This is a genomic window from Kribbella sp. NBC_00382, from assembly GCF_036067295.1.
GTDB lineage: Bacteria > Actinomycetota > Actinomycetes > Propionibacteriales > Kribbellaceae > Kribbella.
Genome location: NZ_CP107954.1, coordinates 1,193,532 through 1,205,823 on the forward strand (window position 1 = coordinate 1,193,532; position 12,292 = coordinate 1,205,823).

Below are 12,292 nucleotides of genomic sequence, written 5' to 3' on the forward strand. Positions count from 1 at the left end.
CATACCCTCAGGACGGCGCTGGATCCTCGTTCGTTGCAGTCACCCGCAGCACTCTGAAGCTCTTCGCGCTGGCGATCCGCTCGCAGGGGTAGCCCTGCTCGGTCAGCCAGCGCTGCAGCGAGTCCGCACCGAGGTTCTTGCCGACGACGAACCATCCCACGCCACCGGGGGCAAGGCGGGCCAGCCAGTGCAGCAGCATCTTGTGCAGCTCGGGCTTGCCGATGTGGATCGCCGGGTTGGACCAGATCTGGTCGAACCGCACGTCCTCCGGTACGTCCTCCACCAGTGCCGGGTGGACCCGGTTGCTGACTCCAGCGGCCTTGGCGTTCTCGGCAGTGAGCTCCAGTGCCCGGGTATTCACGTCCACTGCCCAGACCTGCGCCTTGGGGTCCTCCACCGCCAGGGCACACGCGATGGGGCCGTAGCCGGTGCCCAGGTCCAGGTAGGTGCCGCCGGTGGTCGGTACAGGCGCCTCTCGCAGCAGGATGGAGGTACCGAGGTCGAGGCGGTCACGGGAGAAGACACCGCTCGACGTGGTGAAGGTGTACTCACGTCCCCAGATGCGGGCGCTGACAGTACGGCGTACGTCGGCTGAGGTGGGCTCTGCCGTGAAAAAGTGGTCAGCCACGCGTGTGCACCTCTCCCCTGACGTTGCGAGCCTCCACGGCCCGCGCTGCCAGCTGGTCGTCTTCTGGGTACCGCACTTCCTCCAGGGTGAGCCCATGGGCGGGCAGTACGGTCACTGCCGAGTCCCGGACCCGCGCTGCCAGCACGTTGGCCGGCCAGTCCAGGTCACGGCGTCCGTCGCCCACTGGGACAACTGACCCCACCAGGGCCCGCACCATCGAGTGGCAGAAGGCATCCGCGATCACTGTGGCCTCGACCAGGCCCGGCGCAGTACGACGCCAGCTGAACTCCTGCAGGGCACGGACGGTACTAGCCCCCTCCCGCCGCTTACAGAAGGCAGCGAAGTCGTGCTCGCCGAGGAGCCGGGCAGACGCCTCGTTCATCCGGTCCACGTCGAGCGGCTGGAGAACCCGCAGTACGTGGTTCCTGGTCAGCGGATCGCGGGCAGTGTTGTCGTCGCAGATCCGGTAGACGTACCGGCGCCACAGAGCCGAGAACCGGGCGTCGAACCCCTCAGGAGCCTCACTGCCGGCAGTCACCCACACGTCATCAGGCAGTACGCCGTTGAGCCGGTGGATCAGGTTCCGCGCGACCAGCCCCTCGGGCAGCCAGACATGGACGACCTGGCCTCTGGCATGGACGCCGGTGTCGGTCCGGCCGGCGCATGTCACCGATGGGAGCTCCGGCTGCCTCAGCACCGTGGCCAGCGCCTGCTCAAGCACCCCTTGTACGGTCCTGAGGCCCTCCTGACGGGCCCAGCCGTGGAATTCGGTGCCGTCATACCTAAGATCGATCCGCCAACGCACAGGGCAATCTAACGCAGCAGCGCCCCTCCACCCGAAACGGATGAAGGGGCGCTGCTGACGAACTGCTGAGGAGTTACTTGTCCTCGGCGGTCTCTCCGGCCTTGGTGAAGCCGGCGGCCTGAGCGGCCTCCTCGGTCTTGAACCAGACCTCGGCGACCGTCTGGTCGTACCACGGCGAGTCGGTGCCGTGGTACTTCATCGAGTCCTCGTTGCCCTTGATGTCGTAGCCCTCGGGAGCGGCGCCGCCGTCCAGCGGAGCCGCGGAGCCCTCGTACTTGCCCGCGACGACGTCCTGGACCTTCACGTCCTCGGCCGGGGTGTCCTCGACCTTGGCCTCGTCCTTGGCAGCCGCCTTCTTCGCGGTCGCCTTCTTGGCCGGAGCGGACTTCTTCGCCGCGGCCTTGGCCTTCGGCGAGTCGGCCAGCGCCTCGACCAGCTCGATCTTCACCATGGGGGCGTTGTCGCCCTTGCGGGGGCCGAGCTTGATGATCCGGGTGTAGCCGCCCGGACGGTCCGCGTAGCGCTCGCCGATCTCGGTGAACAGCACGTGCACGACGGACTTGTCGCGGATCCGCTTCATCACCTGACGACGCGAGTGCTGGTCACCGCGCTTGGCCTTGGTGATCATCGACTCGGCCAGCGGCTGCAGGCGCTTGGCCTTGGTGGCCGTGGTGGTGATCGCGCCGTGCTCGAACAGCGAGGTGGCCAGGTTGCTGAGGATCAGCTTCTGGTGCGCCGCGCTGCCGCCGAGGCGGGAGCCCTTGGTAGGGGTAGGCATCTGTCTTTACTCCAGAAATCTCAGGCCCGGGTACGGGCCTTGGGATGGGCCTTGCTAGCTCAGTACTGCTCGGTCTCGGCGAAGCTCTCGTCCTCGTCCTCAGCGTCGTCGCCGTACGCCTCAGCGGCGGCGCGCAGGTCGAAGCCGGGGGGCGAGTCCTTCAGCGACAGGCCCATCTCGGCCAGCTTCAGCTTGACCTCGTCGATCGACTTGGAGCCGAAGTTGCGGATGTCCAGCAGGTCCTGCTCGCTGCGCGAAATCAGTTCACCCACGGTGTGGATGCCCTCGCGCTTGAGGCAGTTGTACGACCGGACGGTCAGCTGCAGGTCCTCGACCGGCAGGGCCAGGTCGGCCGCCATCTGCTCGTCGACCGGCGACGGGCCGATGTCGATGCCCTCGGCCTCGACGTTCAGCTCACGGGCCAGGCCGAACAGCTCGACCAGCGTCTTACCGGCCGACGCGACGGCGTCGCGGGGCAGCATCGACGGCTTGGTCTCGACGTCCACGACGAGACGGTCGAAGTCGGTGCGCTGCTCGACACGGGTCGCCTCGACCTTGTACGTGACCTTGAGGACCGGGGAGTAGATCGAGTCGACCGGCATCCGGCCGATCTCGGCGTCCGCGGACTTGTTCTGGATCGCGGACACGTAGCCGCGGCCCCGCTCGACGACCAGCTCCATCTCGAGCCGGCCCTTCTCGTTCAGGGTGGCGATCTTCAGGTCCGGGTTGTGCACCTCGACACCGGCCGGCGGCGCGATGTCGGCGGCGGTCACGTCACCGGGGCCCTGCTTGCGCAGGTACATGGTGACGGGCTCGTCGTGCTCGGAGGAGACGACCAGGTCCTTGAGGTTCAGGATCAGCTGGGTGGCGTCTTCCTTCACCCCGGCGACGGTGGAGAACTCGTGCAGTACCCCGTCGACCTTGATGCTGGTGACGGCCGCGCCCGGGATGGACGACAGCAGGGTACGGCGGATGGAGTTGCCGAGGGTGTAGCCGAAGCCCGGCTCGAGCGGCTCGATCACGAACCGCGAGCGGTGCTCGTCGACGACCTCTTCGGCCAGGGTGGGACGCTGCGCAATAAGCACTGTGTGTTCTTCCTTCTAGATTTCCGCGACGACCACTATTTGAGGTCGCGAACCGAAGAACCGAAGACCCGCGCCGCCGGCGGCTGGAGAGCCACCGGCGGCGACGGAATCAGTTCTTCGAGTAGAGCTCGACGATCAGGTGCTCGGCGACCTGGGTGTCGATCTGCGCCCGGGTGGGCAGCTGGTGCACCAGGATCCGCAGCCGCTCGGGCAGCGCATCCAGCCAGGCCGGAACCACTCGCTCGGAGTGGGTCTCCCTGGCGATGATGAACGGGGTCATCTCGACCGACTTCGGCCGGACGTCGATCACGTCGTGCGCCGAAACGCGGTACGACGGGATGTTCACCTTGATGCCGTTCACGGTGAAGTGACCGTGTACGACGAGCTGACGGGCCTGACGACGGGTCCGGGCCAGGCCGGCGCGGTACACGACGTTGTCGAGACGCGACTCGAGGATGATCAGCAGGTTGTCACCGGTCTTACCAGGACGCCGCGAGGCCTCCTTGTAGTACAGGCTGAACTGCTTCTCGAGCACGCCGTAGGCGTAACGAGCCTTCTGCTTCTCACGAAGCTGGAGCAGGTACTCGCTCTCCTTGGGACGGCCGCGGCCGTGCATACCCGGGGGGTACGGACGACGCTCGAACGCCTTGTCGCCACCGACGAGGTCGACCCCGAGACGGCGCGACTTCTTGGTCATGGGTCCGGTGTAACGGGCCATTGTTAGCTACCTGCCTCTCTCTGGGATCAGACCCGGCGCCGCTTGGGAGGGCGGCAGCCGTTGTGTGCGGTCGGGGTGACGTCCTGGATGGTGCCGACCTCGAGGCCGACAGCACCGAGCGAACGGATCGCGGTCTCACGGCCGGAGCCGGGACCCTTGACGAAGACGTCGATCTTGCGCATGCCGTGCTCCATCGCGCGCCGGCCGGCAGCCTCGGCTGCCATCTGCGCGGCGAACGGGGTCGACTTGCGCGAGCCCTTGAAGCCGACGGTGCCCGCGGAGGCCCACGAGATGACCGCGCCGGTCGGGTCGGTGATCGTCACAATCGTGTTGTTGAACGTGCTCTTGATGTGCGCGTGGCCGGCGGCCACGTTCTTCTTCTCCTTGCGGCGCACCTTCTTCGCGCCGGCCGCCGTGCGGCTCTTGGGAGGCATAGGTCAGATACTCCTGGGGTGGTCGCGGAAAACGTCTACAGGCATCCGGGTCACTTCTTCTTCTTGCCGGCGATCGCCTTGCGACGACCCTTACGGCTGCGGGCGTTGGTCCGCGTGCGCTGACCACGCACCGGCAGGCCGCTGCGGTGCCGGCGACCCTGGTACGACCCGATCTCGATCTTGCGGCGGATGTCCGCGGTCACCTCACGACGGAGGTCACCTTCGATCTTGTAGTTGCCTTCGATCCAGTCCCGGAGCTTGACCAGTTCCTCGTCGCCCAGTTCGTGGACGCGCTTGTCACCGGAGATGCCGGTGGCTTCGAGCGTCTTCAGGGCGCGAGTACGACCTACACCGAAGATGTAGGTGAGAGCGACCTCGATGCGCTTGTCGCGCGGCAGGTCAACTCCTACGAGGCGTGCCATGTGGCGGTGTTCCTTTCGTCGGCAGAGGTGTGGTGGCGCGCTGCGTCCTTGCCCGCCTCGGTGAGTTTTTTGTCACCGGCAAGGCCCCGGCCTCTGTTCCGGGGGCAGCGCCCAGCTTGTTCCTGTGCTGGGCGAGCATGCGCGCTGTGGTGCGAAAGTGCCGTGTCCTGCTCGAGTAAGGCTGAAATCAGCCTTGCCGCTGCTTGTGCCGCGGGTTCTCGCAGATCACCATGACCCGGCCGTGACGGCGGATCACCTTGCACTTGTCGCAGATCTTCTTGACGCTCGGATTGACCTTCATCGAGCTTCTTTCTTCGACAGGTGGTGTGGTGGTTACTTGTACCGATAGACGATGCGACCCCGGGTGAGGTCGTACGGCGACAGCTCCACGACTACCCGGTCCTCGGGGAGGATCCGGATGTAGTGCTGCCTCATCTTGCCGCTGATGTGCGCGAGCACCTTGTGCCCGTTGGACAGCTCAACACGGAACATCGCGTTCGGCAGGGCCTCGACGATGGTGCCCTCGAGTTCGATTACTCCCTCTTTTTTGGGCATGTCCTCGCACTTCTGTAGACGACAACTGAATTGGGTACTACCGACCCGTACCGCCGTGGGCAGCACGAGAAGAGGCCACGAAGGGCCAAGGAAAGAGTTTACGCCACCCACCCACGAAAAACCCAATCGGGCCTCAGGACCGCCTAGCAGGGGCGGGAGGCCTCGATCTCGGTCAGGTGGTCCGCACCCCACTGATCGAGGGGCATCAACGCCACATTGAGCGATTCACCGAGCGTAGTAAGAGAGTACTCGACCTTCGGCGGAACCTGGTGGAACACCTCGCGATGGACGATGTTGCGGCTCTCCAGCTCCCGCAACTGCTGGATCAGCATCTTCTCGGTCACCCCGGCCACGTCCTTGCGCAGCTCCCCGAACCGCCGCGGCCCGTGGTGCAGCGCCCACAGGATGCGCGGCTTCCACTTCCCGCCGATCACGTCCGCCGCGGCGTCCAGCCCGCAGGTGTACGGCATCACCGCGGCCATCGTCCCATCCTTACCTTTTGGTGAGTACCTGACTATTTAGTAGGTACTTGTCGACTTTATAGCTTGGCGGCAAGCCTGGACCACATGAAGACTCCTGTCACCGTCCTCGGTCTCGGCGCGATGGGCACCGCCCTCGCCCGGACCTTCCTGGCCGCCGGCCACCCGACCACCGTCTGGAACCGCACCCCCGGCCGCTCCCCCGAGCTCGACGACCTGGGCGTCGCCCGGGCGAGGACAGCCGGCGACGCGATCACGTCGAGCCCGCTGGTTGTCGTCTGCCTGCTCGACGACGCGTCCGTCCGCAGTACCGTCGAGCCGGTCGCTCCCGAGTTGGCCCGGCGGACACTGGTCAACCTCACCAACGGCACACCCGAGCAGGCCCGTCGTACTGCCGACTGGGCGGCGCAGCAAGGCGCGCAGTACCCGGACGGCGGCATCATGGCCGTCCCCGCGATGATCGGCGGACCTGCCTCGTTCATCCTCTACAGCGGTTCGGTCGAGACGTTCGAACAGCATCGGGACGATCTCGCAGTATTGGGCAGGCCGACGTACGCAGGCAGTGACCCGGGGCTGGCCGCGTTGCAGGATCTGGCGTTGCTCAGTGCGATGTACGGAATGTTCGGCGGGGTCGCGCACGCACTCGCGATGGTCTCCAGCGAGAAGCTCTCACCGACCGCGTTCACCGACGTCCTGCTGGTCCCCTGGCTCACCGCCATGCTTGGCTCGGTCACCAGGATGGCCAAGGATCTCGAGTACGGCGCAGCCCCGGGCCAGGCCGGTTCCAACCTCGCCATGCAGGCCGGGGCGTTCGGCAACTTCATCGACGCGTCCGAGGCGCAGGGGGTCGATCCCCTGTTGTTGCGGCCGATCCGCAGCTTGCTCGATCGAGCCATCGTGGAGGGCCACGGCGATGAAGGCCTGGCAGTACTGGTGCGGCTACTCGCCAAGAACTAGAGGGATCCGGTGGTCAGCCACTGCTCGCCGGCTTGCCACACGTGCTCCGGCATCAGGTCGATGAGGTCGCAGGCTGCGTCGAGTTGCGCTAGCGCAGTACCGGTATCGCGGTAGGCGGGCAGGATGGCGACGAAGCGGCGGCCCTCGCAGCTGAAGCCGAAGGGCGGAACCTGGGCCAGCACCTCGGCCGCACGAGGATGCAGCGCCTCGGCGGCCAGATCCTCACGACCGTTGAACAGCTGGTACGAACCAGGCAGACCGTCGATCCGGAGCTTGATCGGCAGCAGGCTGGCCGCCGCGACCGGAGCGAGCTGGGCCGGCAGCACCTGCAACGGAGGCAGCGGCCGGTCGACGGCGAGGTCGAGAAAGTCGAACCCCAGTTGGCGCCGGCCGACCTTGTGCCGGAAGCGACCGGTCAGCAGCTCACGACCGCGATGCCGGCCGGCCGTGACGTCGAAGGCCTCGGCCGCGGGATCAGTACTGAACGGCGGGAACGGCCAGCGCTCAAGCAGTCTCGGGTCCGCCACGTCGACCTGCCAGCCCAGCTGCTCGGCCGCGTCCGCCCAAGTCCGCCGCAGCTTGCTGTCGGCCAGCCGCATCGCGAGCGTGAAGATCACCAGGACGAGGAACCAGGCCAGTACCAGCCAGCCGACCCAGCGTGGTTCGAGCAGCAGGCCGGCGATCGCCAGCGGGACCGCGATCGCGAACCAGAGTACGAAAACCAGCGCCGACCCCTGCCGCAGTTGCCACACCCAGTCCGGCCGCAGCCGGGAACGCCGGGTGTGCCTGCTGACCGGGGCCGCCGTCAACGTCGCTTTCCGAGCTGGCCGAGAACGATGAACGCCCACGGGATCAACAGCCAGACCGGCCAGAAGTTCGGCCAGTGCCCACCGTTGCCGATCCCGATCACGAACCAGATCACCACGTTCAGCAAGACGATGCCGCCGAAGCCGCCGCCCAGGGCGACCAGCGAGTTGCCCTGCTTGCCCTTGCGCTGCCGCTCCGGGAAGTCGCCGGGAGCCGGCGCGGGCGTCGCGTTCTGCACCACAGCAGGGGTCTGGTACGTCCGTACCGGCGGCAGATCACGGACCAGCGGTTCCAGCTCGCCGTACGTCTGCACGGCGTACAGCTGGTCGAGCCGCGAGCTGAACTCGGGCTGGTCCAGCCGGCCGTCGGCGAAGGCGTCCCGCAACCGGCCGGCGATCTTGTCGCGGTCGGCCTCGGTGAACCGCTGGTGTGGCTGGTACTGACTGGGCATGCCTCAAGTGTGCCTCAGCTCGGGAGCGCACGGCGTCCCCCGGCCGGTGGATGCCGGAGTCAACCGACGAGTGGATCGGCAGCGTCAGTCGGCGAGGGGGCCGAACGTGACGCCGAGCTCCTTGAGCTTGGCTTCGCCGCCGTCGAGGGCGGTCAGTACCCACGGCCCCTGCGGGGTCAGCGTGAAGGTGTGCTCGGTGTGCGCGGCGGCCAGGCTGTCGTCCGTGACGACCGTCCAGTCGTCCTCGAGCGTGTGGTTCTCCTGCTTGCCCAGCGTGAGCATCGGCTCGACCGCGAGCGCCAGGCCCTCGACCAGCTTGGGGCCCTTGCCGGCCTTGCCGTAGTTCGGCACGTTCGGCGGCTGGTGCATCGCCGTCCCGATCCCGTGCCCGACGAAGTCCTCGACGATCCCGTACTCCGAGTTGGCACGCACGTGGCTCTCGACAGCCGCCGAGATGTCGGTCAGCCGCCCACCGAGCTTGGCGGCGGCGAATCCACGCCACATCGACTCTTCGCAGATCCGGGCCAGCTCGAGCAGCTCCGGAGCGGTCTCGCCGACGCCGACCGTGATGGCCGCGTCGCCATGCCAGCCGTTGACGATCGCACCGCAGTCGATCGAGATGAGATCGCCGTCGGCCAGTACCCGGTCGCCCGGGATGCCGTGCACGATCTCGTCGTTCACCGACGCGCAGATCGAGCCGGTGAAGCCGTGGTAGCCCTTGAACGAAGGCGTCGCACCCGCCGAGCGGATGGCGTCCTCGGCGATCGCATCGAGCTCACCGGTGGTGATACCGGGCTTGACCTCGCCGCGGAGCAGTTCCAGCGTGCGGCCGACGACCAGGCCGGCCGCACGCATGGAGATGATCTGTTCGCGGGTCTTGATCTCGATCCCGCGGTCTTTGAAGATCACTGACTGCTCTTAACCTTCCAGCGTTTTCAGGGCGGTGAGCACACGCTCACTGACCTCGTCGATCTCACCGACACCGTCCACCTCGACCAGCAGACCGCGCTGGGCGTAGACCCGCAGCAGCGGCTTGGTCTCGGCGGTGTAGACCTCCTGGCGATGCCGGATGACATCCTCGGAGTCGTCGGTACGGCCGTCCACCTTGGCCCGGCGGAGCATCCGGTCGACCAGTACGTCGATGTCCGCGACCAGCGCGACCACCGCGTTCAGTTCGTGGCCGTGCTCGGCCAGGATGTCGTCCAGCGTGCCGACCTGCGGCAACGTCCGCGGGTACCCGTCGAGCAGGAAGCCCTCACCCGCGTCCGCCTCCGACAACCGGTCGCGCACCATTGCGTTGGTGACCTCGTCGGGGACGTAGTTGCCCGCGTCCATGTACCGCTTCGCCTCGAGACCCAGCGGGGTCTCGTCCTTCACGTTCGCGCGGAAGATGTCGCCGGTGGATACGGCCGGGATCCCGAGCCGGTCCGCAAGCACCTTTGCCTGCGTACCCTTACCCGCTCCGGGCGGACCCATCAGCAACATTCTCATCAGCGCAGGAACCCTTCGTAATTACGTTGCTGCAGCTGCGACTCGATCTGCTTCACCGTGTCCAGTCCGACGCCGACCATGATCAGGATCGAGGTACCGCCGAACGGGAAGTTCTGACTGGCGTTGAGCAGGACGAGGGCGACCAGCGGAATCATCGAGATGATCGCCAGGTAGATCGCGCCGGGCAACGTGATGCGGGACAGAACGTAGGAGAGGTACTCCTCGGTCGGCCGGCCCGCCCGGATCCCGGGGATGAAGCCGCCGTACTTCTTCATGTTGTCTGCAACTTCCTTCGGATTGAAGGTAATCGAGACGTAGAAGTACGTGAAGAAGATGATCAGGGCGACATACGTCACCATGTAGATCGGGTGATCACCCTTGACCAGGTTGCCCTGGATCCACTGGGCCCACGGTTTGTCCTGTCGGAACTGACTGACCAGGACCGGGAGATACAGCAGGCTCGAGGCGAAGATGACCGGGATGACGCCGGCCTGGTTCACCTTCAGCGGGATGTAGGTCGAGGTGCCGCCGAACATCTTCCGGCCGACCATCCGCTTGGCGTACTGCACCGGGATCCGGCGCTGCGCCTGCTCGATGAAGATGACCGCGGCCATGATCACCAGGCCGATCAGGATCACCACGACGAAGGTCGGGATGCCCTTGGCCTTGCGGATGCTCCACAGCTGAGTCGGGAAGGTGGCGACGATCTGGGTGAAGATCAGGATCGACATGCCGTTGCCGACACCGCGGTCCGTGATCAGCTCACCGAGCCACATCACCACGCCGGTACCGGCGGTCATCGTCAGCACCATCACGACGACCGGGAACCAGCCGTCCTTGTAGAGCAGGGGCTCACTGCAACCCTGGAACAGCCGGCCGGGGGTCCGGGCGAGCGCGACGAACGCGGTCGCCTGCAGGATCGCCAGGCCGACGGTCAGGAAGCGGGTGTACTGGGTGATCTTGGTCTGGCCCGCCTGGCCTTCCTTCTTCAGCGACTCCAGCCGCGGGATGACCACGGTGAGCAGCTGCAGAATGATGCTGGCGGTGATGTACGGCATGATGCCGAGCGCGAAGATCGCGAGCTGCAGCAGTGCCCCGCCGGAGAACAGGTTGATCAGGTTGTACAGGTTCGCGTTCGAGCCGTTTTTGCTGACGTCGATGCAGGTACGCAGCGACTGGACGTTGACGCCAGGCGCCGGCACGACGGAGCCGATCCGGAAGATCACGACGATGAAGAGCACGAACAAGATCTTCCGGCGCAGGTCCGGAGTCTTGAACGCGTTGGCAAAGGCGCCTAACACCCTGTCCTCCCACATGTTTTCCTTGCCCCGGGCAGGGCAGGGCACTAGCAAAGCAGCTGGGCAAGAGACGAACCAGGGCCCGTCCGAACTCCAGCGCACAATATACAAGCGCTGGCTCGCACGAGCCCTGGGTACTCACACCTCGGTAGTGGTTCCTCCGGCCGCCGTGATCTTCTCCTTGGCGGACTTCGAGAACTTGTGCACCGAAACTTGCAGAGCAACCGTGAGCTCGCCGTCGCCCAGCACCTTCACCGGGAGACTGTCACGGACCGCGCCCTTGGCGACCAGGTCGGCTACGCCGATCTCGCCACCTTCGGGAAACAGCTGTCCGAGCTTGTCCAGGTTAACGACCTGGAACTCCACTCGGTTCCTGCTCTTGAAGCCCTTCAGCTTCGGGAGCCGCATGTGCAACGGCATCTGGCCACCCTCGAAGTTCTCGGGGATGTTGTTACGGGCCTTGCTGCCCTTGGTACCGCGGCCGGCCGTCTTGCCCTTGGAACCCTCACCACGACCAACGCGGGTCTTGGCGGTCTTGGCTCCGGGCGCCGGACGCAGGTGATGAACCTTGAGCGCCATGTCAGTCAACCTCTTCGACGGTGATGAGGTGGCGAACCGCGCGGACCATCCCGCGAACCTCAGGCCGGTCTTCGTGGACGGCGGTGTCGCCGATCCGCTTGACGCCCAGGGTGCGCAGCGTGTCCCGCTGGTTCTGCTTGCCACCGATGCCGGAACGGGTCTGGGTCACCTTCAAGCGTGCCATCAGGAGATCCCCTCCGCCCGCGCCTTCAGCAGCGCCGCCGGGGCGACGTGCTCGACCGGCATGCCACGGCGCGCGGCCACGGCTTCCGGCGTCTCCAGGGACTGCAGCGCCGCAACGGTGGCGTGAACCACGTTGATGGCGTTGGAGGACCCCAGCGACTTGCTCAGGATGTCGTGGATCCCGGCGCACTCCAGTACTGCGCGCGCCGAACCACCCGCGATCACACCGGTACCGGGAGCGGCCGGACGCAGCAGCACTACGCCTGCGGCCTTCTCGCCCTGGACCGGGTGCGGGATGGTGCCCTGGATCCTCGGCACCTTGAAGAACGACTTCTTGGCCTCCTCGACACCCTTGGCGATCGCCGCGGGCACCTCCTTGGCCTTTCCGTAACCCACACCGACGGTGCCTTCACCGTCGCCGACGACCACGAGGGCGGTGAAGCTGAAGCGACGACCACCCTTCACGACCTTGGCGACACGGTTGATGGCTACCACGCGCTCGATGTAGGCGGTCTTGTCAGCTGCCGCACCACGACCACCGTCGCGGTTACGGCGCTCACCACCGGCGCCGCCTCCGCGACGCTGCTGGCCTCCGCTCATTTCGAACTACCTTCTTCCCTTT

The 12,292-nt window shown here is 66.3% G+C and carries 19 protein-coding genes; 1 reads left to right on the forward strand and 18 read right to left on the reverse strand.

The features are described 5' to 3' along the window. Positions 1 to 7: 7 nt before the first annotated feature. From OHA70_RS05840 to OHA70_RS05890, 10 genes are all read right to left on the reverse strand, one after another. Positions 8 to 628 (reverse strand): class I SAM-dependent methyltransferase, encoded by a 621-nt coding sequence (locus tag OHA70_RS05840; RefSeq protein ID WP_328329358.1) that lies wholly within the window; start codon positions 626 to 628, stop codon positions 8 to 10. Then, a complete protein-coding gene (gene truA / locus OHA70_RS05845; protein WP_328329360.1) occupies positions 621 to 1,433 on the reverse strand; it encodes a tRNA pseudouridine(38-40) synthase TruA in 813 nt (270 codons plus the stop codon). The genes OHA70_RS05840 and truA overlap by 8 nt, the downstream gene beginning before the upstream one ends. A gap of 73 nt (positions 1,434 to 1,506) precedes the next feature. Continuing rightward, entirely contained in the window at positions 1,507 to 2,211 is a 705-nt protein-coding gene (gene rplQ / locus OHA70_RS39765; protein ID WP_442913869.1) for a 50S ribosomal protein L17, sunset domain variant, read from the reverse strand. A gap of 59 nt (positions 2,212 to 2,270) precedes the next feature. After that, positions 2,271 to 3,296, reverse strand: a complete 1,026-nt coding sequence (locus OHA70_RS05860) for a DNA-directed RNA polymerase subunit alpha (RefSeq protein WP_112243143.1) — start codon at positions 3,294 to 3,296, stop codon at positions 2,271 to 2,273. 109 nt (positions 3,297 to 3,405) lie between these two features. Beyond that, positions 3,406 to 4,014 carry a 30S ribosomal protein S4 gene (gene rpsD / locus OHA70_RS05865; RefSeq protein ID WP_328329366.1) on the reverse strand — a complete coding sequence of 203 codons (609 nt, stop codon included), beginning with the start codon at positions 4,012 to 4,014 and terminating at the stop codon, positions 3,406 to 3,408. Between the two features lie 26 nt (positions 4,015 to 4,040). Next, positions 4,041 to 4,448 (reverse strand): 30S ribosomal protein S11, encoded by a 408-nt coding sequence (gene rpsK, locus OHA70_RS05870; protein WP_012923659.1) that lies wholly within the window; start codon positions 4,446 to 4,448, stop codon positions 4,041 to 4,043. A gap of 50 nt (positions 4,449 to 4,498) precedes the next feature. After that, positions 4,499 to 4,870 carry a 30S ribosomal protein S13 gene (gene rpsM, locus OHA70_RS05875; protein WP_012923660.1) on the reverse strand — a complete coding sequence of 124 codons (372 nt, stop codon included), beginning with the start codon at positions 4,868 to 4,870 and terminating at the stop codon, positions 4,499 to 4,501. A gap of 187 nt (positions 4,871 to 5,057) precedes the next feature. Beyond that, positions 5,058 to 5,171 carry a 50S ribosomal protein L36 gene (gene rpmJ, locus OHA70_RS05880; RefSeq protein WP_008361054.1) on the reverse strand — a complete coding sequence of 38 codons (114 nt, stop codon included), beginning with the start codon at positions 5,169 to 5,171 and terminating at the stop codon, positions 5,058 to 5,060. Between the two features lie 32 nt (positions 5,172 to 5,203). After that, positions 5,204 to 5,425: a translation initiation factor IF-1 gene (gene infA, locus OHA70_RS05885; protein WP_012923661.1), complete on the reverse strand. Its 222-nt coding sequence runs from the start codon at positions 5,423 to 5,425 to the stop codon at positions 5,204 to 5,206. Positions 5,426 to 5,568: 143 nt separating this feature from the next. Then, positions 5,569 to 5,907: a winged helix-turn-helix transcriptional regulator gene (locus OHA70_RS05890; protein WP_328329370.1), complete on the reverse strand. Its 339-nt coding sequence runs from the start codon at positions 5,905 to 5,907 to the stop codon at positions 5,569 to 5,571. 84 nt (positions 5,908 to 5,991) lie between these two features. On the opposite strand from OHA70_RS05890, the gene OHA70_RS05895 reads away from it, so the two are divergent. After that, positions 5,992 to 6,861, forward strand: coding sequence for an NAD(P)-dependent oxidoreductase (locus tag OHA70_RS05895; RefSeq protein ID WP_328329372.1), 870 nt, complete (start codon positions 5,992 to 5,994; stop codon positions 6,859 to 6,861). On the opposite strand, the gene OHA70_RS05900 is transcribed toward OHA70_RS05895, so the two are convergent. From OHA70_RS05900 to rpsE, 8 genes are all read right to left on the reverse strand, one after another. Next, positions 6,858 to 7,670, reverse strand: coding sequence for a hypothetical protein (locus tag OHA70_RS05900; protein WP_328329374.1), 813 nt, complete (start codon positions 7,668 to 7,670; stop codon positions 6,858 to 6,860). The two genes, OHA70_RS05895 and OHA70_RS05900, sit on opposite strands and share 4 nt — an antisense overlap. Continuing rightward, complete coding sequence (locus tag OHA70_RS05905) at positions 7,667 to 8,119, reverse strand: DUF1707 SHOCT-like domain-containing protein (protein ID WP_328329376.1); 453 nt, start codon at positions 8,117 to 8,119, stop codon at positions 7,667 to 7,669. The genes OHA70_RS05900 and OHA70_RS05905 overlap by 4 nt, the downstream gene beginning before the upstream one ends. Before the next feature lie 84 nt (positions 8,120 to 8,203). Next, positions 8,204 to 9,028: a type I methionyl aminopeptidase gene (gene map / locus OHA70_RS05910; protein WP_328329378.1), complete on the reverse strand. Its 825-nt coding sequence runs from the start codon at positions 9,026 to 9,028 to the stop codon at positions 8,204 to 8,206. 9 nt (positions 9,029 to 9,037) lie between these two features. Next, positions 9,038 to 9,610 (reverse strand): adenylate kinase, encoded by a 573-nt coding sequence (locus OHA70_RS05915; RefSeq protein ID WP_328329380.1) that lies wholly within the window; start codon positions 9,608 to 9,610, stop codon positions 9,038 to 9,040. Beyond that, positions 9,610 to 10,911 carry a preprotein translocase subunit SecY gene (secY, locus tag OHA70_RS05920; protein WP_328329382.1) on the reverse strand — a complete coding sequence of 434 codons (1,302 nt, stop codon included), beginning with the start codon at positions 10,909 to 10,911 and terminating at the stop codon, positions 9,610 to 9,612. Before secY ends, OHA70_RS05915 begins: the two co-directional genes overlap by 1 nt. A 135-nt stretch (positions 10,912 to 11,046) precedes the next feature. Further along, a complete protein-coding gene (rplO, locus tag OHA70_RS05925; RefSeq protein WP_328329384.1) occupies positions 11,047 to 11,487 on the reverse strand; it encodes a 50S ribosomal protein L15 in 441 nt (146 codons plus the stop codon). A 1-nt stretch (position 11,488) separates the two neighbouring features. Continuing rightward, on the reverse strand, positions 11,489 to 11,671 hold the full coding sequence (rpmD, locus tag OHA70_RS05930) for a 50S ribosomal protein L30 (protein ID WP_328329386.1): 183 nt from the start codon (positions 11,669 to 11,671) through the stop codon (positions 11,489 to 11,491). After that, entirely contained in the window at positions 11,671 to 12,270 is a 600-nt protein-coding gene (rpsE, locus tag OHA70_RS05935) for a 30S ribosomal protein S5 (RefSeq protein ID WP_328329388.1), read from the reverse strand. Before rpsE ends, rpmD begins: the two co-directional genes overlap by 1 nt. Positions 12,271 to 12,292 lie beyond the last annotated feature (22 nt).